Source organism: Lactobacillus hamsteri DSM 5661 = JCM 6256 (assembly GCF_000615445.1).
Taxonomy (GTDB): domain Bacteria; phylum Bacillota; class Bacilli; order Lactobacillales; family Lactobacillaceae; genus Lactobacillus; species Lactobacillus hamsteri.
Window position 1 is genome coordinate 71572 of sequence record NZ_BALY01000001.1, and the last position, 24065, is coordinate 95636.

Consider the following 24065-nt stretch of genomic DNA (forward strand, 5'->3'; position numbering starts at 1 on the left):
GTTCTCTGAACGCTGAACGAAGTTACTACTTTTTTCGTTTATTGTTGGTCATTATGATAGCAATATTAAAAAATGGTGTCAATACTTTAATTAAAAAAGTTTTCTTTTTGCATTTGATTTAGAGTAAAGACAAGCTTTAACGTTCAGATTACTGTAAAATAGAAGTAGACATTTTTTAGAAAAGAATAGAGCAAGTTACATGAAGAAAAATCAAATTGTTGAATTAGAAATTACCGACCTTTCATATGAAGCAATGGGGGTTGCTCACTATGAAGGTTTAACTATTTTTGTAAATAATGCTTTGCCTGGCGAAGTAGTTAAGGCAAAAATTTTAAAAGTTAAGAAGAAGTTTGCTTTTGCCAAGATTGAAGAAATCATTAAAGAAAGTCCAGATCGAATCAATGTTAAATTAAATCAATGGGTTCAAACCGGTTTGGCTTCTCTTGCGCATATTAAGTATGATAAGCAACTTGAATTTAAACGCAATCAAGTTGTGAACCTTCTTAAAAAGGCACACTTAGATGATGTTAAGGTTGATGAAACTTTAGCTAGTCCGGAAGAAAAAGGCTACCGCAATAAGGCACAAGTTCCAGTTCGTGAAGTTAACGGTCAACTTGAAATCGGCTTTTTCAGACGTCATTCCCACGATTTAGTGCCACTTACCAACTTCTTTACAACTGATCCTGAAATTGACCGTGTTCTTGTTGCAACGCGTGATATTTTACGTAAGTATAATGTTCCTGCTTATGATGAAATTCATAATAAGGGTGAAGTTCGATATCTTGATGTTCGCCGTAGCAAGTCAACTGGCGAAATTATGGTGATTTTAGTTTGTCTTCATAAGGACTTTGAACAACTTCCTAAGGTGGCTGAAGAAATTAGTCAAATTGAAGGCGTTACTAGCGTAATTTTGAACCATAATCCAAAGAAGACTAACGTTATTTTGGGTAAAAACGATTATGTTGTTAGAGGAAATGACCATATTACTGACCAAATCGGCGATGTGAAGTTTAGAATTTCTCCTAAGAGTTTCTTTCAAATCAATTCTTTGCAAACACCACGTTTATACGATTTGGCAATTAAAAAGGCTGATTTGAAGCCAAGCGACGTTGTAATTGATGCTTACTCAGGTATCGGGACAATTGGTCTTAGCGTTGCTAAACATGTTAAGGCTGTGCGAGGTATGGAAACAATTAAAGATGCGGTTAGGGATGCTAATAAGAATGCTAAGCTTAACGGCATTGATAATGCCCAGTATGTAACTGGGAAAGCTGAAGAAGTTATGCCACGTTGGGCAAGCGAAGGTCTTAAAACTGATGTGATTTTTGTTGATCCGCCAAGAAAAGGCTTAACTCCTGAATTTATTGACGCAGCTGTTGTTACTAAGCCAAAGAAGATTGTTTATATTTCATGCAATCCTGCTACGCAAGTTAGAGATATGCAATTGTTAATGGAAAAGGGCTACAAGTTTAATGAAGTTTCACCTGTTGATATGTTCCCACAAACTCCGCATGTTGAATCTGTAGCAGTTCTTACTAAGTAAAATGCCAGAGATCAAACGCTGTTCATGGGGTGATACTGATGATGAACTTTCTCGTAAGTATCACGATGAAGAATGGGGCAAATTCAATTTAGATGAAAAGTATTTGTATGAAATGTTAGTTTTGGAAAGTTTTCAATCGGGACTTTCTTGGGCTACGATTTTGTATAAACGCGAAAATTTCCGTCATGCTTTTGCAGACTTTGATGTTGAAAAAGTGTCTAAATTTACAGATGCAGATTTTGAACGTTTAATGAATGATGCTGGAATTATTCGTAATAAGTTAAAAATCAATGCAGCTATTAACAATGCGCAAGTATTAAGCAATTGGCATCGAAATGGCAATTGCTTTTCAACCTTTTTGTGTGAGTTCATTCCTAATCCGATTATTCATCATTTTGATTCGGAAAGTGATGTACCGGCTAAGAATGAATTGTCTGCTAAGATTTCCAAAGAAATGAAAAAGCAAGGCTTTAAATTTGTGGGACCAACAACTATTTATTCATTTTTGCAAGCAGTCGGTTTAATTAATGACCATATTGAAAAATGTAGTTTCAAATATTAAGGCATGAAAAAAGCGATGAGATTTTTCTCATCGCTTTTCTTTTTAGCAGTTTAATAATTAAAGTCCAAATGCAAATTTGTAAAGGAAAATTCCAATAATTGCACCAACGATAGGACCTACAGATGCAACCCAACTGTAGTCCCAGTGAGCATTTTTTGTCAGAGTTAGGAACTGGCAAAATTGCGTAAAGGATTCTTGGACCCAAGTCACGAGCTGGGTTAAGAGATGGACCAGTAGGACCACCAATAGCCATAACAACGGCCATAATCATGAATCCAACACCGATGTTGGCAATATCAACGGCTTGCTTGAAGAAAGTGCCACGGTAAAGACCGATTGCAACAAACATTAAAACAGCTGTACCAGCAACTTCGGCAACAAAACCGTTCAACTTGTTGTTAGTTGCGTCAACAGTAGAGAAACAACCGAAAACAATGTTTGAATCCTTGGTCTTCTTAAAGTGAGGCCAGTAAACTGCAAGAACGATTAATTGTCCACAAATTGCACCTAAAAATTGGAAAAAGATGTATTGCAAAACATGTGACCATGGGAAAATTCCTGCACAAGCTTGTGCAATAGTTGCGGCTGGGTTGATGTGACAACCTGAAATTGAACCGAACAACATTGATGGGATCATAACACCAAAACCGAAACTAAGAGCGATTAAAAGCCAACCACCATTGGCCTTGCCATCTTCTGGATCACCGGTAGTTCCTGTCAAAAATGTGTTGGCAACTGCACCGTTTCCAAATAATACTAAAATTAACGTACCGAAAAATTCGGCAAAGTACTTCATCATCCAAGTATGTTCCATAAGTACTTTTTCCTCCCTGAAAAAATAGATGAAAAATTACTGCAAGGAAAAGTATACAGTAAGAATGCGCTGAAACCTAGCTTTTTTTATAAAAATATCGAATTTTGAGCAAAAAAGTTGACAACTAAGGTATATAAGCATATAAATATTAAAAATTATGCATAAGAGGGGAAGAAAATGCGAGTAAATATTCTTCAACACACGCCTAATGAAGGTCCAGGTTCAATAAAATCTTGGGCTGATGAGCAAGAAGCAGATGTTTATGTTTATCATCCAGAAGTTTTTGGAAAATTACCTAAGGTGAATGAAACAGATTTATTGATTATTTTAGGTGGGCCAATGAGTCCTAATGATGCTTTACCTTGGATTAATCAAGAAAGAAAATTAATTAAAGAACTTTTGGCACAGCATAAACCAATTTTTGGAGCATGTTTTGGTGCTCAACAAATTGCAAAAGCATTGGGATATAAAGTTTCAGATGCACCAGCAAAGGAAGTAGGCTGGGCACCAGTTTATTTACAAGATAAAACTATTCCTGGCCTTCCTGATAAAATGACGGCTTTACATTGGCATGAACAAATGTTTGAAGTGCCTAAAGAAGCTAAATTGCTTTTTGCAAGTGATCTAGTTAGAAACCAAGGTTTTATTCTTGGTAATAATATAGTTGGATTACAATTTCATTTTGAGCCAGAAGAGGATAATCTTCGTGAAATTGCTATAAACGATAGTGAATATCCGGAAGAAAACAATGCGCTTCATCAGTCAGCAAGTGAAATTATTGCTCATGGAGTTCCTGAAGAAAATAAACAGATTATGTTTAATATTTTGAATTACATTACTAAAAATAATTAGTTCTTTACAATAACCGTTTTCACAGTCCATAATGATAATTAAGTTGCAGTCCCATTAGGGGCTGTTTTAGTTTGGAAAAGAGCGAAAGAATGAATAAAAAGCAAATTAATATGGTTACCTTTGCTTTAATGCTGGGTAACGTTATGGCCGGACTTGATGGTACGATCACCAATACTGCAATTCCAGCAATTGTTTCTGCGCTTCATGGAATTCAATTTATGGGCTGGATTGTTGCTATTTACTTATTGGGGATGTCCGTTTCAATTCCGATTTGGACTAAAATCGGTGAACGAATTACCAATAAAAAGGCTTTTGAGATAGCTTTGATTTTGTTTGTTTTAGGTTCAACTTTTGAAGGAATCGCGCCTAATATTTACTTTTTCTTGATTTCCAGAATGGTCATGGGAATCGGAGGCGGCGGTATGGGTTCGCTTCCTTATATCATCGCTGGATATGTGTTTAAAAATATTAAAAAGAGAACACAGGTCTTAGGTTATCTAACAGCTAGCTTTAACGGTGCTGCAATTTTAGGTCCTCTTGTTGGGGGCTGGTTAATTGATGCCCTTTCTTGGCGCTGGGTATTTTATATCAATATTCCAATAGGTCTTTTGGCTTTCATTATTTGTATTATTTTCTACAAACCCGTTACACCAAAATCTTTGCCAATTTTCGATCTTCCAGGTGCAGGTCTTTTGGTTTGCAGTTTAATTATGTTTTTAATGGGGATTCAATTATTAGGAATTACCGCTAATTGGATTGTTGCCTTGCTTATTATTATCAGCTTAGTTTTAGCATTTTTATTCTTTTACAACGAAAGAAAAGCAAAGAATCCTATTATTCCGCTTTCTATTTTTAAGAAACGTGATTTAAACGGTGATTTTCTGTTGTTTGCGACAACTTGGGGCGCCTTTATTGCGGTAAATACTTATTTGCCAATGTGGGCACAGGCGCTTCTTGGTATGTCAGCCTTAGTCGGTGGGATGACTTTGATTCCAAACTCAATTGTAGAAATTATCGCTTCCCAAACTGTTGCTACAATTCAAGAACATTTGCGAACATTTACTTTAGTTATGATTGGAATTGTTACCATGATGATTTCTACGGGTGGCATGTTCTTATCTAATTTACATACGCCATTAGGTCTTCTTACAACCCTTGCAGCCTTTTCAGGAATTGGCGTAGGCTTTATCTTTGTTGCTTTGCAGGTAAAAGTTCAGATTGATGCAGGGCTAAAAGATATGCCAACAGCTACTTCAACATCATATTTAATTAGAATTTTGGCGCAAACCATTATGTCTGCAATTTACGGCGTAATCATGAACTTGTCACTTGAACATGGAATTGCTCATAGAACTGACATTACAATGAATATGATGAATAAATTGAGTGATGCGGCTTCTGCTAAGAGTTTGCCACAAAATCTAATTCCAACCATGCGGGCAATTTTTCATTCCGGAATTAAAGAAATTATGTTAGTTTCATTTATTTTATTGATAATTGCGACAGCTTTGAATTTCTACTTTAACTGGAAGAAGACGCCTAAAAAAGTTTTGAAATAAGCTTGTCTTTTTAATCTGGCGCAAGCATAATTGATATAGAAAATAAAAAAGTCTTGGTCAAAATGATCAAGGCTCTTTATTTATATTTAGCAAAAAAATGAGGAGAAAGAATGAGTAAAAAGCAAATTTCAATGGTAACTTATGCCATGATTTTAGCAAATGTCATGGCAGGACTAGACAGTACGATTATTAATACAGCTATTCCGGCAATTATCGCAGATTTGCACGGAATCCAATTTATGGGTTGGATTATCGCTTTGATGCTTTTAGGAATGTCTGTCTCTACGCCAATTTGGAGCAAATTGGGTGAAAAGATCGGTAATAAAGCTGCCTTTGAACTTTCGCTTTTATTGTTTGTACTAGGTTCGCTTTTCCAAGGTTTAGCCGAAAATATGTATTTCTTCTTAATTGCGAGAACAGTAATGGGAATTGGAGCCGGCGGAATGGGATCCATTCCATATATTATGGCCGGACAGATTTTTACCAATGTTAAAAAGAGAACAAAGATTTTAGGTTATATTGGTGCCAGTTTTAGTGTTGCAGCAATCGTAGGATTAGTCGGGGGATATTTGGTTGATTCACTTTCTTGGCACTGGGTTTTCTACATTAATATTCCGATTGGTCTTATTGCTGTTTTGCTTTCAGTTCTTTACTATCGTGAAAAGGTCGTTAAGAAAGAAGCTAAGTTTGATATTTTAGGTTCTTTCTTGGTTGTAACGGGTTTGGTCCTTATTCTTTTAGGAATTCAACTTCTTGGCTTGGTAAGTCCACTTATTATTGCAGGCTCAATTATTTTAGGTTTGCTTATTTTAGTATTCTTCTTCAAACATGAAGCTCACGACAGCAATCCGGTTATTCCAATTAGTATGTTTAAAAATAAAGCTTTGGTTGGCGACTTGCTTTTGTTCACTTTCACTTGGGGCGCATTTTTAGCAATTAATACTTATTTGCCAATGTGGGCACAAGGATTGCTAGGAACAACGGCCTTAATCGGAGGGATGACTTTAATTCCTAACTCAATTGCTGATACGATTGGTACTTTGGTTGTTAATCCTCTTAAGGCACGCTTTAGTGATCGCGGATTGATTTTGATGGCAATTATCTGCATGCTTATTTCAAGTTTATCAATGGTGCTTATTCCAAGCGATGCTAGCTTTTGGCTTATTACATTAATTGCTACATTTTCTGGTTTTGGTGTGGGCTTTATCTTTGTGCTTTTACAAGTAAAGGTCCAAGTCGATGCTGGTGAAAAAGATATGGCTCCGGCTACTTCACTTTCTTACTTAATCAGAATTTTGGCGCAAACTGTTATGGCCGCTATTTATGGCGTAATCATGAACATGGCTTTGGCCCGTGGGGTAGCAAGCAATAAAGGCATTACTATGAGCATGATGAATAAATTGAGTGATGCTAAGTCTGCCGCTAGTTTGCCAAGTAGTCTTTTACCAACGATGCGTCAAATCTTTTATTCTGGATTGCGCGGAATCATGCTTTGTTCGGCTATTTTACTTATTGCCTCTATTTGGATTAACTTCCACTTCAACAAAAAGAAAAATATTGATTAAATATTAAATCATAATATGTTTATGTGCATAAGCTACCAAATCCTCTAGGGGGGTTTGGTAGTTTTGTTTTACCCACCAAACTAAAAGCATAAAAATTCCGCCGGATTGATAGCTGATGGCATAATCTTCCAATTTTAAACCTGGGTGACAAATTTGCAATAAATTATTTAAGTAAATTGTCTGTTCATTTAAAAGCATCCCTTCAAAACCAGCATCAAGTAAGCGGGGCATAATAGTCGGATTCTCTTTAAAATAAGAAAGATAAGCGATGAGCTGTTTAGATAAATCGTCTAAGTGATTTTCTTTAATATCTAAAATTAACCTGTCGTATCGGCGCTTGATAAATTCGCTAATTACGCTGTCTTTTTGTTCATAATTACGGTAAAAAGAAGTTCTTGAAACCTTAGCTAAGCGTGTGATTTGTGAAATGGTAATTTCTGGATATGACTTAGTTTCCAATAATTTAAATAAAGCTTTTTCAATTTTATGTTGAGTATGGAGACTTTTTTTTATTCATAATATTTTCCTTTTAATGTAAGCATTTAGTTTGACACTTGAAAGCATTTACACTATATTATAGTTAAATAGTTACAACTGTTACGATTTTTAAAGAAAGTGTTAAATTTTATGCATTATTCAAATGGTAACTACGAAGCTTTTGTTCATGCTTCCAAACCAAAAGACGTAGATAAAAAATCAGCTTATATTGTTGGATCAGGATTAGCTTCACTTGCGACAGCTACCTTTTTGCTTAGAGATGCGCAAATGAAGGGTGAAAAGATCCATATTCTTGAAGAATTGAGTCTTCCAGGCGGCAGTATGGATGGTATTTATGATCAAGTTAAACAATCATACATTATCCGTGGTGGTCGTGAAATGGAAACCCACTTTGAAACTTTATGGGATTTATTTAGATCGATTCCATCATTAGATAATCCTGGTGAAACTGTCCTAGATGAATTTTATCGTTTAAACAGAAAAGATCCAAGTTTTTCTAAGACACGTGTAATTGTAAACCGTGGTGAAGAATTACCAACAGATGGTCAATTGCTTTTAACGCCAAAGGCAGTTAAAGAAATTGTTAACCTATGTTTAACTCCAGAAAGAGATTTACAAGATAAAAAGATTAATGAAGTATTCTCAAGAGAATTTTTCGAATCAAACTTCTGGCTTTACTGGGCAACAATGTTTGCGTTTGAACCTTGGGCAAGTGCAATGGAAATGCGTCGCTATTTGATGCGCTTTGTTCAACACGTAGCTACCTTGAAGGATCTTTCATCACTTAGATTTACTAAGTATAATCAATATGAATCATTGATTTTACCAATGGTTAAATTCTTGAAGGATCATGGCGTACAATTCCATTATGACACTGTTGTTAATAATATTATTGTTAATCGTTCAAATGGAGCTAAGGTTGCGGAAGAAATTAAGATGACCGAAAACGGTGAAGAAAAATCTATTAAGCTTAGCCCAGATGATCTAGTCTTCGTAACAAACGGTTCAATTACTGAAAGTACAACTTATGGTGACAATCTGCATCCAGCCGATGAACATCATGAATTTGGTGCAAGTTGGCAATTATGGAAGAATTTAGCTGCACAAGATAGTGACTTTGGTCATCCAGAAAAATTCTGCGAAAATATTCCAAAGGCCAACTGGGTAATGTCCGCAACGGTAACTTTTAAGAACGATGATATTGTTCCATTTATTGAAAAAATTAACAAAAAAGATCCGCATAGTGGTTCAATCGTAACAAGCGGACCAACAACGATTAAGGATTCTAATTGGATGCTCGGCTACTCAATCAGTCGTCAGCCTCACTTCCATAAGCAAAAACCAAATGAATTAATTGTTTGGCTTTACGGACTTTATTCAGATACTAACGGTAACTATGTAAAGAAGACAATGCCAGAATGTAACGGTATTGAACTTTGTGAAGAATGGCTTTACCATATGGGCGTGCCAGATGAAAAGATTTCTGAAATGGCTCATGCAGCAGTTACTATTCCAGCTCACATGCCATACATTACTTCATACTTCATGCCAAGAGCATTAGGTGATCGTCCAAAGGTTGTTCCCGAAAAATCAAAGAACTTAGCCTTCATCGGTAATTTTGCCGAAACGGAAAGAGACACAGTCTTTACTACTGAATACTCAGTTCGTACGGCCATGGAAGCAGTTTACACATTGCTTGATATTGATCGCGGCATTCCTGAAGTATTTGCTTCTGCATTTGATGTGCGTATGCTTATGAATGCGATGTACTACTTGAATGACCAAAAGAAATTAACTGAGCTTGACTTGCCACTTCCAGAAAAATTGGCAATTAAGGGGATGCTCAAGAAAGTAAAGGGCACATATATTGAGGACTTACTCAAAGAATATAGATTGATGTAATATTAGCTTATTATCTATAAAAGATCATGCTTGTTTTTAGGACAAGCATGATCTTTTTGAGTATAATATGGGAGTAGATTTTTAAAATGTTTTTATATAGAAAAGAAGGATATTTATTTTAGAATCTAAGCCCGCCCGATGGGGCACAAAAGCATATCGTGATGCCAAGAAGTTGTATTTGAGTGCTTTTCCTGATTGGGAACGTTTCTCAATGCCATCGTTATTAGTGATGTCACTTAAACCAAGTGTGAAGTTTCATGCTTTATATGATGGAGGTAAATTCTGCGGAATTGCTTACTTTGTAGAGAGTGATACAACGGTTTATTTAACCTACTTGGCTGTTAATAAAGATTTGCGTGGTCAAGGTTATGGTACAAAGATTTTAACCTTGCTCGAAGATCGTTATCCTGACAAGCAGTTAGTCATCGATATCGAGCCAGTGGTACCGACTGCTAAGAATTACAAGCAGAGAGTTAGCCGCCTGAAGTTTTATGAACGCAATGGTTTTCATAGAACTGATCAAAAGTTGAAAGATCAAGATGGTGAGTTCGAAGCTTTGACTACGGGTAAAAAATTAGATAAGCCAGGCTTTGTTAAGGCGTTAAAGCAGATGAGCTTTGGTTTTTATCAGTTTAAAATTGAAAAATAATAACTAAAAAAGCGTTGCCTGATTGGTAACGCTTTTTTTGATCTTTAAATAAATAGTTCTATTGGTAAATTTTTCCTTCTTGCTTTTCTGCTTTATTCTTTTCTTCTAAAGCTTTTTCACTGGCAGCTTGTTTTGGCAATACCCAGTTAAGAATCATACCGATGATTGTTGAAAGAGCGACAGAAGTTAATTGGAAACTACCAAGTTGCAAGTATGCACCACCAATTCCGATTACCAAGATGACTGAAGCAATAAGCATGTTGCGCTTTTCGCCAAAGTCAACTTTATCATCGACTAGAATCTTCAAACCATTAGAAGCGATGGTTCCAAAGAGTAGGAAGGAAATCCCGCCGATAACTGGCATTGGAATTGATTCGATAATTGCGGCAAGTTTACCAACAAAGCTGAAGATGATCGCACAAACTGCGGCTCCGGCTAAGACCCAAACTGAGTGAACCTTGGTCATTGCCAATACACCGATGTTTTCACCATATGAAGTTGTTGGTGGACCACCGATGAACCCTGCGATAATTGTTGAAAGACCATCACCAAGCATGGTTCTGTGAAGACCAGGATTCTTGAAGAAATTACGCTTGGTTAATGAATTCAAAACCATGATGTGTCCCATATGTTCAGTCATGGTAACAAAGGCGATAGGTGCCATTGCCAAGATGGCTGCTGGATACCATTTAAAGTGATAGCTGATTCCAGGAACATCTAAAGCTGGAAGTGAGAACCAAGCGGCTTTTTCAACACCTGAGAAATCAACGATTCCTAAGCAGCAGGAGAGAATATAGCCACAGACGATACCGAGCATGATTGAAACTAAGCTTGTGAAGCCCTTGAAACACATTTGGAATATTAAAGTCATAACCAAGGTGAAGATGGCTACGCCAAAGTAAGTTAAATCATACTTTTGATGATTAAGCATGGCGTCGTTAGCAGCTGTTGTAGCAAGTGACAAACCGATAACGATGATAATTGGCCCGACGACAATCGGTGGCAAAACTTTGTTAACCCAAGCCGATCCAATTTGACCAATAATAATTGCAACGATTACGTAAACTAAACCTGCGGCGATTGCACCTTGTGCAACAGCTGGATAACCATCTGCCTTCATCAAAGCCTGCATTGTAGCAACGAAGGCAAAACTTGAACCCAGATATGCTGGAATCTTGAAGTGGGTACAGACCATGTGAATCAAAGTACCAACACCTGAAGATAATAGTGCGATGCTGGGACTAATTCCGATTAAGATTGGAACCAAAACAGTCGAACCAAACATGGCAAACATGTGCTGAAGCGATAAGAGTACGCCTTGCCCGAATTCAGGCTTCTCGTAAACATCTAAAATCGCTTCCGAATTACGGAAAGGTTTCTTAGATTTATTCATAAAACTCCCTCATGTTTCTATTGAAACAAACAACATTGTTTAATAGATGACCGAAGAAAAAAGACCACCTGGACTCCGTGCCCAAGATGGTCTTTCTGTTTTGGCATACGCAAAAAAGCGTCGCAAATGCAGATTTCCTTCCTAGCCTCACGGGACTAATTTAAAGGTCATCAATTGTTGTCTATATTTAACTAGCTTTTAGGAATTTTGTCAATGAGATTTTTGAACTTTTAGTTCAGAAAATATATCAATTACTCATGAAATCCTGAACCTTTCAACCTGAAATGATATTTTTGGTTAAAAGAATTTTCTTAGCATGGAAAAATAGAATTAGCAAGAAACGAAAAAGAAATGGAGAAATAAAATGAAATTACTTATTGCAGGTGCAGGTTTTATCGTTCAAGATTGGTTAACGATTACTAAAGACTTAAAAGATGTCGAATTAATGGCAATTGTTGGTACGTCAAATGATAAAGAAATAATGGAAAAGCTTCAAAAAGAATATGGAATTCAAGAAGTTTATACAGATTATGACAAAGCTTTAAATAATGCTGATGTTGATACTGTTTATGTTGGCGTTCCTAACTTTTTACACTATTCATTTGTGAAGAAAGCCTTGAATGCTGGTAAAAATGTCATTTGTGAAAAGCCATTTACTGTTAAATACGCTGAATTCAAGGAATTAAAAGAATTAGCCTTAGAAAAAGATTTAGTTTTAGTTGAAGCAATTACCAACCAATATTTGACTAACTACAAAGAGTTGAAAGATAAAGTAGAATCGCTTGGCCCAGTTCGCATTGTTTCAATGAATTATTCACAATATTCACATCGTTATAACGCCTTTAAAGAAGGTAAAGTTTTGCCAGTCTTTGATCCTAAAAAAGGTGGCGGTGCTTTAATGGATCTGAATATTTACAACATTCACTTCTTAGTTGGTTTATTTGGAATGCCAAAGAGCGTTCATTATGTTGCCAATATTCAAAGAAATGTTGATACTTCAGGCATGCTACTTCTTGATTATGGTGATTTTAAGGCGGTTTCAATTGCTGCTAAAGATTGTGCGGCGCCAGTAACTTCAATGATTGAAGGCGAAGATGGCACAATTGTAGTTAATGGTCCGGCTAATGTAATGGATTCATTCGATATGTATCATGGAAATGAAAAGACGGAACATATTGATGATAAGGTTTACCCACATCGCATGTACGAAGAATTTAATGAATTCGCTCGTATGATTAAAGATCATGATATGGATAAAACGAAGAAAATGCTTAATCATAGTGATAAAGTTATGCAAGTTGTCCAAAAAGCTTGTGATAATGCCGGTCTTGAGTTGGAATAGAGTAAATTTGAGGTGATTAAGATGAAATTTAATTCTTTGATGCATGTTAATATTGTCGCTGATGATTGGGATGCAATGGTTGATTTTTATGAAAATAAACTTGGCCTCAAAAAGAAAGTTGAGGTTAAATATAAGGAATATTTAAACCGTCCCGATCGTCCTGAACAACAAAAGATTGCTCAAACTGATCCAGAAAGAATAATGTATGCTTACTTTGAAATTGTTCCTGGTCAATTTATTGAAATGTTTCCTAATACCGATCTTCCTCACGATGTTGAATGGTACAAGCGGACAGGATTAAATCACTTTTCGTTAACTGTCGATGATCTTCACAAGACTTTTGATGAATTTAAAAAAACAGGCATAAAAATTATTAGCGAACCTTCAAAAGGACCGTCGGAGACTTGGCAATTTTGGGCTGCAGATCCCGATGGTAATCGCTTTGAAGTACAACAATTTACCGAAAAATCATATCAAAAAATTGGTCATATTGATGAGTAAACTAAAAGAGTTCTGTAAAGGCAGGACTCTTTTAGTTATTTAAAATTGTTTCGCGATAAAGGATGGCAAAAATTAAATTTAATACATAATGGAAAGCAAATTGAGAATAAAAGGTGGCTACTTTATGCTTTTTTTCTTCATCGGGAATGATTAAAGAATAATCGCTTTTTTTAACTAAATTGCTAGAAGAATCAGCCGTGATAATGATAGTTTTACCATCGCCAATAGATAGATTATTCATAACGTTTTGATATTCTTCACTGCTCGTTCCATAAGTAACAATTAGTGCAATGTCATTTTCCCGTAAATGTTGACTGTTGCTGCTAGCTTCATTATTTTCGGAAGCAAAGATGGGGTAAATATTAAGCTTGTTAACTTTATTGATAAAACTGCGCGCAGTTAAACCAGAATCGCCGATACCAAAAATAAAGATTCGATCAGCATAGAGTAATTTTTTGGCAATCTGCTCAATGGTAGTCATATCGAGGGATGAATATAGAAGCTTTAAACCGTTGGAGTATAAATTAGTCATCGATTTTGCTATTTCATCCAAGTTATCAGCAGGCGTAAACGGAAACGAAAAATCTACGTCATTATTGATAAACTTTTGCTTTTCACGTTCTTTTATTAATTTTATTTTTAATTCGGGAAAGCCTGAAGAATTGGTTTTGTGGCATAAACGAATAATGGAGGCATTTGAAGTATGGGTTTGCTTAGCTAATTCATTGATAGTTAGATCGTCTATATTATCTAAATTCTTTTCTAGATAGGTGATGACAATTTCTTCAGTATTAGTATATTTTTGTTGGTTTGAAAATAATTTTAAAGTCATATCAGTTATTTACTTTTGAAAAATCATATTTACGATATTTGACGGCCGTTTTAGCGTCTTTAAAAATTGCACTGTGGATGTCACCCGAAGAATAGGCGAGATATAGACATTCATGCCCCTTAAAGTTTCCGGTAATATAAACTAAGTCAACGGGACCCAAAATATCGGTAACTCTTAGCCAAGATTGACCATTCTTTTGCAAATACTTACCTAGAGAGATATTGCCGGCATATTCTTTATTTTGCTTAGTAGAATTATGATCAAGTTTAAATTTGCCAACTTTTTTGTAAAGAACAGATTCGTTTACTAAGTGATTAGTAATTATTAATTTACGAGCTTTTTTTGAAAAAGCGTCGCTACGATACCAAGTTCCCCTAAATTCAGATGGAACAGTCATTAATTTTAAACCGTGATATTTTTTCTTTAGATTAGGTTTAGTAGATTTGATTTGAGAATTTTTAGATTGATAGTGAGTTTTCGGTTTATTAGAAGAGCTTGCTTGTTTTTGAGTATTGTTTTGATTTGAACAAGCAGTAAACATAAACAATGAAAATATAAGTATTGAAATCTTTTTAAACATAATTTTCCTCTATTTATTAATATTACGAATAACGTTAATTCTAAATAAGATTAAATTCAAAACAACTATGCCAGCAGTAATGATAAAGACCATGCTGTAGCTAGACAGACCGGAAATAGTTGAACCCAAAAGCGGACCTACAATGTTGCCAATGTACATTGCTGACTGATTCCAAGAGAAGATTCGGCCAGTAATTTTCGCAGGTGAGTTTTTAGTAAGCATTGTCTGAACTTGTGGGAAAAGGCAGGCATCCGTGAAGCCAACAAGAAAGCGTAAAATACCAAGCTCGACGGTGTTTTGTACAAAAGCTGTTAAAAAGAACAAAATTGTAGCACCGATAAAGCCAGCAATAATAATTTTATGCGTTCCAATTTTGTCGCCGAGAGCACCAAAGCGTGATGCCGCAAGAAAGGTTGCAATACCCGGAAGTGCCGCAATAACGCCAGAAATAAAGACAACATTGCCGTGACCGTTTAAAAGCTGACGAACATACAAAGAAACGATTGGATTAATTGAGTTGTTAGCTGCTTGGATGATTAAGGTCGTTAAAAGAAGCCCGAAAATAAGCTGAGGACTATGTAATTCTTTAATAACGCCACTAGCTTTGTCGAGCTTTTTCTCAGTAACAGGCTTGAAGTCATCTTCATGAACGAAGAATAAACTAAGGAAAAAGCAAATTAAAAGTAGTCCGCCGGTAATGAAAAATGTGATCCGGTAAGAAAAGATTGAAGTTAAGGCTCCGCCGACAAGTGGCCCAAGCAGGGTGCCGGCAGTAGTTGAAGATGCAATTGTTCCTAATGCTTGTCCAGAGTGGATTTTAGGCGTTTCGGTAGCAACTAAGGCGTTTGAGTTTGAGATAAAGCCAGCAAAAACTCCCTGAAGCATTCTTAGAGCGAATAGTTGCCAAACGTTTGTGACTAAGCCCATGCATCCTAAAACAATGGCCATGCCGAGGGATGCTCGCAAAATCATTGGTTTGCGGCCTTTTTTATCAGCAAGTTTGCCCCACCAAGCGAAATGATTGCCGAAACAAAGAATGTTCCAGAATAAATAAATCCTGACCAAAAGTTTAATTGTTGGTGCGTAAAATTACCTAGCGTGCTGATATATAAAGGCAGGAATGGCATAATTTCTGAAAATGCAATCCCTGCCACGAATACGGCAATTGATAAGACGAATAAATTTCTTTTCCAAATAGGTTTCTCAGTCTTCACACAAATCTCTTTTCTAATTTTGAGTAGAATGGTTAAAATTCGTTTTTCTTTCCATTATAATTGAAATTAAGAATAAATTGATTTAAAACTAAGTTTTAGTTAGAGGTTCATTATGAAAAAAGAACAAGAAATCCAAATGTTAAAGGACTTCTCAGATGCCAATTCTACATCTGGTTTTGAAGAAGAATTTGTAAAGATGTTCAGAGATCACGTTAAGGAAACTGCCAACGTTGAAGTTGATGGCATGCTTAATCTTTATGCTTCTAAGAAAGAAAATAAAGGTGATCGTCCAGTTATTCAAATGGATGCCCACTCAGATGCTGTTGGTTTTATTACGCAAGCTGTTCGTCCTAACGGAATGATCAAATTTGTTCCCCTTGGTGGTTGGGTAAAATATAATATTCCAGCTTTAAAAGTTAAAATTAGAAATCGTGATGGTGAATATATTCCCGGTGTTATAGCTACTAAGCCGCCTCACTTTATGACTGCTGCTGAACGCAATAATGTTCCTGAAGTTGCAGACATGTCCATTGATGTTGGTTCACTTAGCCGTGAAGAAACGATTAACGATTTTAAAATTGATACAGGTTGCCCAATTTTTGTCGATGTAAAATGCGAATACAACGAAAAGACAGGTTTGTTCTTCGGTAAAGATTTCGATGATCGTTTCGGTGCCGGCGCTATGGTTGATATTTTAGATAACTTGAAAGGTGAAGAAACTAACTTTGATGTGGTTGCTGCTCTTTCTTCCCAAGAAGAAGTTGGCCTTCGCGGTGCATATGTGACTGCAAGAAAAGTTAAGCCAGATCTTTGTATTGTTCTTGAAAGCTGCCCAGCCGATGATACTTTTGAACCTGAATGGCTTTCACAAACAGGTCTTAAGCGTGGACCAATGCTTCGTGATATGGATACAACTTTTTTACCAAATCCTAAGTTCCAACAATATGCTTGCGATTTAGCAGACAAGAATAACATTCCATATACGCGTTCAGTTAGAACTGGTGGTGGCCAAGATGGTGCGGCAATTTATTATGAAAACGGTGCGCCAACAATCGTTATTGGTATTCCAGTTCGTTATGAACATTCACCATATTGCTTTAGTGCATATAAAGATTTTAAGGCTTCAGTTGACTTAGCCACAGCAATTATTCGCGATATGACTAAGGAAAAACTTGATAGTTTTAAGTTGCTTTAATTCCAAACAATTAATTAAATAATAAGAAAGCGCAAGTCCTTAGTGACTTGCGTTTTTTGTGCATTTTTTAAATAAAGTTAACTAGTTTAGCTTGATATAGAACAAAATACGGACGATATCAAAATGAGCGTGAATTTTTGTTCATATTTTTCTTGATTTTAAACTTGATTTTCTTTATACTCAAGGATGTCGCTTTTAACGGACATTTCTTTGGAGGATAAAATGAAAATTAAGAAGTTACTTGTCGGGATGTTAGCTGTCAGCGTTGCCGCTATAACTGCTGCTTGTTCAAATAATTCAAACAGCGAAGGTACAATGACTAAGAGTGGCTATATGCCAAAAGAATTAAATGTTGAATTTGTTCCATCTGTTCAAGCTAATAAGATGGAAGCTAAAGCTAAGCCACTTGAAGGCTTGCTTAAAAAGCAATTAGGTATTCCAGTTCACGTAACGGTTTCAACTGATTATAACGGTTTAGTAGAAGCTATGGCTTCTAAAAAGGTTGATGTGGCTTTATGCCACCAGATGCTTATGTTTTGGCTCACAAGAAGAAGATTGCTGATGTTTTGCTTCAATCTCAACGTTACGGTTACGCTGAACCAAGCGGTAAGTTAACTAATAAGCTTGTTCATGAATATCGTTCAGGTATTTACGTTAAAAAAGGTTCAGGAATCAAGTCTTGGAAAGATTTGAAGGGTAAGAAGATCGGCGTTATGGATGCTACTTCAAGTGCCGGCTACGTTTTCCCAATTGTTGAACTTCACAAAAAGGGCTTGAACGTTTTGCAAGACTGTAAGGTTGTTCAAGTTAAAGGTGCTGATCAAGCAATCATTTCTGTAGAAAATGGTGATCTTGATGCTGCCTTTACTTATACTGATGCTCGTCCAGTTGCTGCAAAAGATGATCCTAAGATCATGAAGAATATTGTTCCTATTTACTTGACTAAGCCAATTCCAAACGATACGATCTCTGTTCGTCATGATATGAGTCCTAAGTTTAGAAAGAAGCTTTCTAAGGCCTTTAAGGCGGTTGCTAAGTCAAAGAAGGGTAAGAAGATTATCGAAAGTATTTATGAACACTACGGTTATGTAGATGCTAAGGATTCAGATTTCGATATTATTCGTGATTACCAACAAGAATTAAGCAAGATTCAAAAATAATGAATACGTAAAAAGTCATATCTGCGTAAGGTAGATATGACTTTTTTGTTTTAAAATATAGTTTTCGCCTCTTCTACACACGTACATTATTTAATAATATCATAAAAATAGTTGAGAAAATATATTGAAATACAAAAATATATTGCATATACTCTAGTTGTTCACCTGTTAAAAGCGAATTTTCGGAGGAAAAGATGAAGCTTAATAAATTATTGGTCGGTGCATTAGCAATTGGAGCTGCGTTTATGGCTACGGCTTGTTCCAACAAAGCAAATAGTCAAGGAACAACTACAAAGCAAGGTTATACACCAAAAGTTTTAAATGTAGAGTTTGTTCCATCTGTTCAAGCAAATAAGATGGAGGCAAAGGCTAAACCACTTGAAGGATTACTTAAAAAGCAATTAGGTATTCCAGTTCACGTAACGGTTTCAACGGATTATGATGGCTTAGTTGAAGCAATGGATTCAAAGAAGGTTGATGTCGGCTTCATGCCGCCCGATGCTTATGTTTTAGCTCACAAGAAGAAAATTGCTGATGTTTTGCTTCAAGCGGAACGTTATGGCTATAAGGAACCTGAGGGAATTCAAAATCATAAGTTAATGCATGAATATCGTGCCGGAATTTACGTTAAAAAAGGTTCAGGAATCAAGTCTTGGAAGGATTTGAAAGGAAAAAAAGTTGGTGTAATGGATCCAACTTCTAGTTCGGGTTATGTCTTTCCAATCGTTGAACTTAATAAAAAAGGCTTGAATGTTCTGAAAGATTGTAAAATTGTTCAAATTAAAGGCGCTGATCAAGCTATTCTTTCTGTAGAAAACGGCGACCTTGATGCTTGCTTCACCTTCGCGGACGCTCGGCCAATTGCTGCTCAAGATGATCCTAAGGTTATGAAGAATATCGTGCCAATTTACTTTACTAAATGGATTCCAAACGATACGATTTCTGTTCGTCATGATATGAATCCAAAATTTAGAAAGAAACTTTCTAAAGCATTTAAGGCAATTGCTAAGTCTAAGAAAGGCAAACAAATCATTGAAAGCATTTATCAGCACTATGGCTACGTAGATGCTAAAGATTCGGACTTCAATATTATTCGTAATTACCAAAAGGAGTTAAACAATATTCAAAAATAATTAAAATTAATTCAGATTGATCATAAAATACCCTCATAATTAATCTATTTGCACTATTTTCATACATACAAACAGCACGTTTGATAATTTCAAGCGTGCTGTTTTCTTTATTCATTTAGGATTAATAATTTTTTCTAATGACAGTTCCTTATTTTTATAATCGAAAACTAAAACAGAACAATTACTAAAACCTTTTTCTTTTATTTTGAAAGGATTTAAGTTCAATGTAGATAGAAAGTTTAAGATGGCACCAGCGTGAGAGACGATCAATACTTGATCGTCTTTTTCTGTGTTTTCCATAATTGAAAAAATAGCTTTATGCATTCGATCCTGCAGTTGTGTTTCACTTTCACCACCATATTGAACGAAAAAGTCTTTATAAGGTGGTTGCGGATTTAAACGTTCGTCTTGTCCTTCAAAGTTTCCAAAGTAACATTCTTTAAGCTCTTTTTTACGTTGATAAGGCAAATTAGTTACGAGTTCTAAAGTATCACTAGCACGTTCAGCTGTTGAACAATAAGCTTTAGTAAGTTTAATATTATTTTTTTCAAAATAATCATGAATATATTTTGCCTGTGCAATTCCTTTAGGTGTAAGTGGCGAATCACACTAACCTTGAATTTTGTGCCAAACGTTAAAATACGTTTCGCCATGGCGCATTAAATATAATTTAGTCATTTTTGGCCCTTCTATAAATAAAAGATTCAACTTCATTATAGCAATTCTTAATGTATTGTTTGACAATAGTCCACTTATATACTAATATTTTAAAAAGTACACAAGTAGACTAAATTATGGAAGTGAAAATATGGAGATAGGAATTACAGAACAACTTAATATGTCGATGGTTAAAGGTAGCAAACTCTATCAAGAATGGGATAAGCACAATCAGCTTTCTGGATATTTAACCGTGATTTTATATGAATTAATTTTGCGAGGAAAACTAACCCAAAGAGAATTGGTTGATTTAAGCGGAATGCCCAAGCAATCAATAAATAAAGGTATTCGTATTTTGCAGGAAAAAGAATATCTGCAAATGACAGTTGATCAAAAAGATAAGCGAATTAAATTTTGTGAGTTGACAGAATCTGGGAAATTATACGCGCAAAAAAAGATTCAGCCTTTATTTGAACTAGAAAATAAAACTGCCGAAAAAATGGGTATCGAAAAGATGGAGATGCTACTAAATCTTAGCGATGAATGGAATGATACTTTTAGTCATTTTTTGAAAGAACAGAAAGGAAAGGAGAATAAATGAAATCATTTAAGATATTAATGCCGCATTTTAAACGGTATAAGAAAGACGTAATTTTAGCTCTAGTTGCAATTTTTGTTTCCGCATTTTCAAGTTTGTATCAACCTAAACTTTTAGAAAATATTCAAAAAGCAATTATGGCAGATAATCGTGATTCAGTAATCCGAGATGGAATTTGGCTAATTGTATTAGGATTAATTGCAATTGTAGCCGGAATTTTTAATGTATATTTTGCTGCGCGGGTTGCACAAGGCGTGACGAGTGATTTACGTGAGGAAACTTATGCAAAGATTCAAAGTTTCTCATTCGGTAATATTGAAGAATTCTCAGCTGGTTCATTAACTACGCGGTTGATCAATGATATGAACCAAATTATGAACATGATTATGCAGCTTTTTATGCAAATGTTGAGAATGCCAATTTTAATTGTGGGTTCATTTATTTTCTGTATTATCATCATTCCCCGTTATTGGTGGGCAACTGTCTTAATGGTTGCGTTGATTATGGGCTTCGGTGTATTCGTTTTAAAGCGCATGAATGCATTATTTGGTAAATACCAAGTAAAAATGGACGAGATTTCTAATCATGCTCAAGAAACTCTTCAAGGGGTTCGCGTTGTAAAATCCTTTAATCAAGGTCCGCAAGAAGTTAAGAAATTTAACCAGACTTCAGACAAATTAAACGATTATAACATTGTTATTGGCTATTGGTTTTCAGCCGTTATGCCAGCTTTCCAATTAATTGCCTATCTTGTGATTACTTTGGTAGTGTTCTTGATTGGTAAAAATATTGCGGCACATCCTAGTGATGTTACGGTAGTTAGTCCATTTGTTAACTACATTTTGACTCTTCTTTGGACAATTATGATTGCCGGAATGACGATGATGCAATTCTCGAGAGCAAATATTTCTTTAGGACGAATCAAGGAAGTTTTAGATACTAAACCTGCAATTAAATTTAATGAAAATGCATCAACAGAAAAATTAGGTGGCAGTGTTGAATTTGATGATGTTACTTTTACTTATCCGGACGGGGATGCACCTACTTTAAAGGATATTTCTTTTAAGGTTAATGCAGGTGAAATGATTGGAATCGTTGGTGCTACAGGATCAGGAAAATCAACTTTGGCACAGCTTATTGCGCGTCTTTATGATCCCGATAAAGGTGAAGTAAAGATTGGCGGCCACAATTTGAAAAATGTTAATGAAACTGCACTTCGCAAGACTGTCGCATTTGTTTTGCAAAAAGCAATTTTATTCTCAGGTACAGTTGCCAGCAACTTGCGTCAAGGCAATAATCGTGCCAAGCTTCATGAATTGCAAAGAGCCGCTGGGATGGCGCAGGCTTCAGAATTTATTGAACGTTATAACGATTCCTACGATCATGAAGTTGAAGAACGTTCAGCGAACTTTTCTGGTGGACAAAAGCAGCGTCTATCAATTGCGCGAGGCTTAGTGGCAAAATCACCAATTTTGATTTTGGACGATTCTACTTCAGCTCTAGATGCCGAATCAGAAAAGAAGGTTCAAAAAGCTTTGGAACATGAACTTCCAGATACGACTACTTTTATCATTGCGGAAAAAATTGTTTCTGTTAAAAATGCCGATAAAATTTTAGTTTTAGATGATGGTAAGTTAGTTGCCGAAGGTACTCACGAAGAACTTCTTAAAACGTCGCCTATTTATCAAGAAATTTACAATACGCAAAAACCCAGAGAAGTGCGAGGTGAAAATTAATGACAGATACTAAAAAAGCGATTAAATATTTTGCTAAATATTTAAAACCTTATTGGAAAGGCATTACTGTAGTAATTGTTTTGTCGCTTATTTCAAGTGGTGCTGCCGTTATTGCGCCAACTTTTTTAGGACGCTCAGTTACGGCATTGACTACTTATCTTGGCGATTTGAAAAAAGGGTCCGCACATATTGATACTTTCTATAGCGCATTAGGATCAATGTTAGCTTTTTATGTTTTGAGCATGGTGGCAATTTTTATTGCATGGATGGTTATGTCCAAATTTAACGCAGATTCAACTAATGATATGCGTGAAAATCTTTTCTCAAAATTTCAAAGAATGTTTGTACGCTATTTTGATACTCATCAAGATGGTAAGCTGTTAAGTCTATTTACTTCAGATCTGGATAACATTTTCAATGCGATGAACAATGCGATTTTTGAAATTATTTCGCAAGGAATTCGTTTTATCGGAACGATCATTATTATGTTCATGGTGAATGCTCAACTTGCTTTAACGACAATTGCGACCACGCCTTTTATTTTAATTGTCAGTATCATTTTAATGAAAAAAGCTCGCATTTATCTTGATAAACAGCAAGATGAAATTGGCGATTTGAACGGCTATATCACTGAACAAATTAATGGTGAAAAAGTAATTATTACCAATGGTTTGCGTCAAGAGTCTGTCGATGGCTTTAAAATTTACAACAATCGTGTACGTAGTGCTATGTTTAAAGGTCAATTTTACTCAGGTATTTTATTCCCATTAATGAACGGCTTGAATCTTTTGAACTTAGCAATTGTTATTGCCATGGGTGCGTGGATGATTATTTCCGGCCAGGTTACAACTGCAATTGGCTTGGGATTGATCGTTACTTTCGTTGAATATTCACAAACTTACTTTGAACCAATTACGCAAGTGACTTCAATTTACTCCATGATTCAGCTTGCTTTAACAGGGGCAAGAAGATTAGCCGAAGTTGAAGAACAACCAGATGAAAAAGCTGTGCCAAATGGTGAAGAAATTTCTGGATTAAATAAAGGCGTTAAGCTTGAAAACGTGCACTTTGGTTATAATAAAAATAAAGAAATTTTACATGGCGTCAGCGTTGCAGTTGATAAAGGTAAATCAGTTGCGGTTGTGGGGCCAACAGGATCTGGTAAAACAACAATCATGAACCTGATTAATCGCTTCTATGATGTTGATTCAGGAAAAATTACTTTTGATGAAACTGATATTCGTGACATAAAATTGGGTTCTCTTAGAAATAATGTGGGTATTGTTTTGCAAGATTCAGTACTATTTTCAGGAACAATTGCCGATAATATTCGCTACGGTAAGCCTGATGCTACGATGGACGAAGTGATTTCTGCAGCTAAACAAGCTAATATTCATGATTTTATTGAAAGTTTACCTGAAGGTTACGAAACACAAGTTAGCGATAGTGGCTCAGTCTTTTCAACGGGACAAAAACAATTAATTTCAATTGCGCGAACTATTTTGACTAATCCACCATTTTTGATTTTGGATGAAGCAACGTCAAATGTTGATACAGTAACGGAAGAAAAGATTCAAAAGGCAATGGATGCTGTGATTGCTGGTAGAACTAGTTTTGTAATTGCTCACCGTTTGAAGACAATTCTTAATTCAGATAAAATCGTGGTTTTAAAAGATGGCAATGTTATTGAAGAGGGCAATCATCACGAATTGCTTAAGCAAAAAGGCTTTTATTATAAGCTTTATACTGATCAGACTGCGTTTGAGTAAGTATGCTATAA

The 24065-nt window shown here is 35.6% G+C and carries 18 protein-coding genes and 4 pseudogenes; 15 read left to right on the plus strand and 7 right to left on the minus strand.

Going from position 1 to position 24065, the window contains the following annotated elements:
• Positions 1 to 199: 199 nt before the first annotated feature.
• Both rlmD and JCM6256_RS00360 read left to right on the plus strand, forming a co-directional pair.
• Positions 200 to 1543: a 23S rRNA (uracil(1939)-C(5))-methyltransferase RlmD gene (rlmD, locus tag JCM6256_RS00355; protein ID WP_025079877.1), complete on the plus strand. Its 1344-nt coding sequence runs from the start codon at positions 200 to 202 to the stop codon at positions 1541 to 1543.
• A 1-nt stretch (position 1544) separates the two neighbouring features.
• Positions 1545 to 2105, plus strand: coding sequence for a DNA-3-methyladenine glycosylase I (locus JCM6256_RS00360; protein ID WP_025079878.1), 561 nt, complete (start codon positions 1545 to 1547; stop codon positions 2103 to 2105).
• Between the two features lie 57 nt (positions 2106 to 2162).
• On the opposite strand, the pseudogene JCM6256_RS09290 reads toward JCM6256_RS00360, so the two are convergent.
• Positions 2163 to 2919, minus strand: a pseudogene (locus JCM6256_RS09290) (MIP/aquaporin family protein).
• A 177-nt stretch (positions 2920 to 3096) separates the two neighbouring features.
• Here JCM6256_RS09290 and JCM6256_RS00370 point away from each other — a divergent pair.
• The 3 genes from JCM6256_RS00370 to JCM6256_RS00380 all read left to right on the plus strand — a co-directional run bounded on the left by JCM6256_RS00370 (position 3097) and on the right by JCM6256_RS00380 (position 6895).
• Positions 3097 to 3771 carry a type 1 glutamine amidotransferase gene (locus JCM6256_RS00370; protein ID WP_025079879.1) on the plus strand — a complete coding sequence of 225 codons (675 nt, stop codon included), beginning with the start codon at positions 3097 to 3099 and terminating at the stop codon, positions 3769 to 3771.
• Between the two features lie 89 nt (positions 3772 to 3860).
• A complete protein-coding gene (locus tag JCM6256_RS00375) occupies positions 3861 to 5330 on the plus strand; it encodes an MFS transporter (protein WP_025079880.1) in 1470 nt (489 codons plus the stop codon).
• A gap of 110 nt (positions 5331 to 5440) precedes the next feature.
• On the plus strand, positions 5441 to 6895 hold the full coding sequence (locus JCM6256_RS00380; RefSeq protein WP_025079881.1) for an MFS transporter: 1455 nt from the start codon (positions 5441 to 5443) through the stop codon (positions 6893 to 6895).
• 3 nt (positions 6896 to 6898) lie between these two features.
• Here JCM6256_RS00380 and JCM6256_RS09295 read toward each other — a convergent pair whose 3' ends face one another.
• The gene (locus JCM6256_RS09295; RefSeq protein ID WP_238318563.1) at positions 6899 to 7354 is read right to left on the minus strand and encodes a TetR/AcrR family transcriptional regulator; all 456 of its coding nucleotides are present in this window, start codon (positions 7352 to 7354) and stop codon (positions 6899 to 6901) included.
• A gap of 168 nt (positions 7355 to 7522) precedes the next feature.
• Here JCM6256_RS09295 and JCM6256_RS00390 point away from each other — a divergent pair, with 168 nt between their 5' ends.
• Positions 7523 to 9295, plus strand: a complete 1773-nt coding sequence (locus JCM6256_RS00390; protein ID WP_025079882.1) for an oleate hydratase — start codon at positions 7523 to 7525, stop codon at positions 9293 to 9295.
• 211 nt (positions 9296 to 9506) lie between these two features.
• Positions 9507 to 9944, plus strand: a complete 438-nt coding sequence (locus tag JCM6256_RS00395; RefSeq protein ID WP_236694712.1) for a GNAT family N-acetyltransferase — start codon at positions 9507 to 9509, stop codon at positions 9942 to 9944.
• Between the two features lie 58 nt (positions 9945 to 10002).
• Here the strand turns inward: JCM6256_RS00395 and JCM6256_RS00400 are convergent, their stop codons facing one another.
• Positions 10003 to 11337: a solute carrier family 23 protein gene (locus JCM6256_RS00400; RefSeq protein ID WP_025079884.1), complete on the minus strand. Its 1335-nt coding sequence runs from the start codon at positions 11335 to 11337 to the stop codon at positions 10003 to 10005.
• Positions 11338 to 11701: 364 nt separating this feature from the next.
• Between JCM6256_RS00400 and JCM6256_RS00405 the strand changes: the two genes are divergently transcribed.
• Positions 11702 to 12679 (plus strand): Gfo/Idh/MocA family protein, encoded by a 978-nt coding sequence (locus JCM6256_RS00405; protein WP_025079885.1) that lies wholly within the window; start codon positions 11702 to 11704, stop codon positions 12677 to 12679.
• Between the two features lie 21 nt (positions 12680 to 12700).
• Positions 12701 to 13180 (plus strand): VOC family protein, encoded by a 480-nt coding sequence (locus tag JCM6256_RS00410; RefSeq protein WP_025079886.1) that lies wholly within the window; start codon positions 12701 to 12703, stop codon positions 13178 to 13180.
• Positions 13181 to 13211: 31 nt separating this feature from the next.
• Here the strand turns inward: JCM6256_RS00410 and JCM6256_RS00415 are convergent, their stop codons facing one another.
• The 3 genes and pseudogenes from JCM6256_RS00415 to JCM6256_RS09300 all read right to left on the minus strand — a co-directional run bounded on the left by JCM6256_RS00415 (position 13212) and on the right by JCM6256_RS09300 (position 15806).
• Entirely contained in the window at positions 13212 to 14012 is an 801-nt protein-coding gene (locus JCM6256_RS00415; RefSeq protein WP_025079887.1) for a MurR/RpiR family transcriptional regulator, read from the minus strand.
• Between the two features lies 1 nt (position 14013).
• Positions 14014 to 14592 carry a hypothetical protein gene (locus JCM6256_RS00420; protein WP_025079888.1) on the minus strand — a complete coding sequence of 193 codons (579 nt, stop codon included), beginning with the start codon at positions 14590 to 14592 and terminating at the stop codon, positions 14014 to 14016.
• A gap of 9 nt (positions 14593 to 14601) precedes the next feature.
• A pseudogene (locus tag JCM6256_RS09300) lies at positions 14602 to 15806 on the minus strand (multidrug efflux MFS transporter).
• A 112-nt stretch (positions 15807 to 15918) separates the two neighbouring features.
• Between JCM6256_RS09300 and JCM6256_RS00430 the strand changes: the two are divergent.
• The 3 genes and pseudogenes from JCM6256_RS00430 (at position 15919) to phnD (JCM6256_RS00440) (ending at position 19294) form a co-directional block, all read left to right on the plus strand.
• Complete coding sequence (locus JCM6256_RS00430) at positions 15919 to 17001, plus strand: M42 family metallopeptidase (RefSeq protein WP_025079889.1); 1083 nt, start codon at positions 15919 to 15921, stop codon at positions 16999 to 17001.
• A 222-nt stretch (positions 17002 to 17223) separates the two neighbouring features.
• A pseudogene (phnD, locus tag JCM6256_RS09305) lies at positions 17224 to 18161 on the plus strand (phosphate/phosphite/phosphonate ABC transporter substrate-binding protein).
• Between the two features lie 194 nt (positions 18162 to 18355).
• Positions 18356 to 19294, plus strand: coding sequence for a phosphate/phosphite/phosphonate ABC transporter substrate-binding protein (phnD, locus tag JCM6256_RS00440; protein ID WP_025079890.1), 939 nt, complete (start codon positions 18356 to 18358; stop codon positions 19292 to 19294).
• 111 nt (positions 19295 to 19405) lie between these two features.
• Here phnD (JCM6256_RS00440) and JCM6256_RS09310 read toward each other — a convergent pair.
• Positions 19406 to 19888, minus strand: a pseudogene (locus JCM6256_RS09310) (histidine phosphatase family protein); the annotation flags it as partial.
• A 214-nt stretch (positions 19889 to 20102) separates the two neighbouring features.
• Between JCM6256_RS09310 and JCM6256_RS00450 the strand changes: the two are divergent.
• Genes JCM6256_RS00450 through JCM6256_RS00460 form a run of 3 tightly spaced genes read left to right on the plus strand, consistent with a single transcriptional unit; the run spans position 20103 to position 24054 of the window.
• Positions 20103 to 20552, plus strand: coding sequence for a MarR family winged helix-turn-helix transcriptional regulator (locus JCM6256_RS00450; protein ID WP_025079891.1), 450 nt, complete (start codon positions 20103 to 20105; stop codon positions 20550 to 20552).
• Entirely contained in the window at positions 20549 to 22285 is a 1737-nt protein-coding gene (locus tag JCM6256_RS00455) for an ABC transporter ATP-binding protein (RefSeq protein WP_025079892.1), read from the plus strand. Before JCM6256_RS00450 ends, JCM6256_RS00455 begins: the two co-directional genes overlap by 4 nt.
• Positions 22285 to 24054, plus strand: a complete 1770-nt coding sequence (locus JCM6256_RS00460; RefSeq protein ID WP_025079893.1) for an ABC transporter ATP-binding protein — start codon at positions 22285 to 22287, stop codon at positions 24052 to 24054. The genes JCM6256_RS00455 and JCM6256_RS00460 overlap by 1 nt, the downstream gene beginning before the upstream one ends.
• The last annotated feature ends 11 nt before the right edge of the window (positions 24055 to 24065 follow it).

Bases quoted from the DNA above. Each gene is read 5' to 3' on its own strand.
- rlmD (WP_025079877.1), top strand. From the start codon at position 200: ATGAAGAAAAATCAAATTGTTGAATTAGAAATTACCGACCTTTCATAT.
- JCM6256_RS00360 (WP_025079878.1), top strand. From the start codon at position 1,545: ATGCCAGAGATCAAACGCTGTTCATGGGGTGATACTGATGATGAACTT.
- JCM6256_RS00370 (WP_025079879.1), top strand. From the start codon at position 3,097: ATGCGAGTAAATATTCTTCAACACACGCCTAATGAAGGTCCAGGTTCA.
- JCM6256_RS00375 (WP_025079880.1), top strand. From the start codon at position 3,861: ATGAATAAAAAGCAAATTAATATGGTTACCTTTGCTTTAATGCTGGGT.
- JCM6256_RS00380 (WP_025079881.1), top strand. From the start codon at position 5,441: ATGAGTAAAAAGCAAATTTCAATGGTAACTTATGCCATGATTTTAGCA.
- JCM6256_RS00390 (WP_025079882.1), top strand. From the start codon at position 7,523: ATGCATTATTCAAATGGTAACTACGAAGCTTTTGTTCATGCTTCCAAA.
- JCM6256_RS00395 (WP_236694712.1), top strand. From the start codon at position 9,507: ATGCCATCGTTATTAGTGATGTCACTTAAACCAAGTGTGAAGTTTCAT.
- JCM6256_RS00400 (WP_025079884.1), bottom strand. From the start codon at position 11,337: ATGAATAAATCTAAGAAACCTTTCCGTAATTCGGAAGCGATTTTAGAT.
- JCM6256_RS00405 (WP_025079885.1), top strand. From the start codon at position 11,702: ATGAAATTACTTATTGCAGGTGCAGGTTTTATCGTTCAAGATTGGTTA.
- JCM6256_RS00410 (WP_025079886.1), top strand. From the start codon at position 12,701: ATGAAATTTAATTCTTTGATGCATGTTAATATTGTCGCTGATGATTGG.
- JCM6256_RS00415 (WP_025079887.1), bottom strand. From the start codon at position 14,012: ATGACTTTAAAATTATTTTCAAACCAACAAAAATATACTAATACTGAA.
- JCM6256_RS00420 (WP_025079888.1), bottom strand. From the start codon at position 14,592: ATGTTTAAAAAGATTTCAATACTTATATTTTCATTGTTTATGTTTACT.
- JCM6256_RS00430 (WP_025079889.1), top strand. From the start codon at position 15,919: ATGAAAAAAGAACAAGAAATCCAAATGTTAAAGGACTTCTCAGATGCC.
- phnD (WP_025079890.1), top strand. From the start codon at position 18,356: ATGAAGCTTAATAAATTATTGGTCGGTGCATTAGCAATTGGAGCTGCG.
- JCM6256_RS00450 (WP_025079891.1), top strand. From the start codon at position 20,103: ATGGAGATAGGAATTACAGAACAACTTAATATGTCGATGGTTAAAGGT.
- JCM6256_RS00455 (WP_025079892.1), top strand. From the start codon at position 20,549: ATGAAATCATTTAAGATATTAATGCCGCATTTTAAACGGTATAAGAAA.
- JCM6256_RS00460 (WP_025079893.1), top strand. From the start codon at position 22,285: ATGACAGATACTAAAAAAGCGATTAAATATTTTGCTAAATATTTAAAA.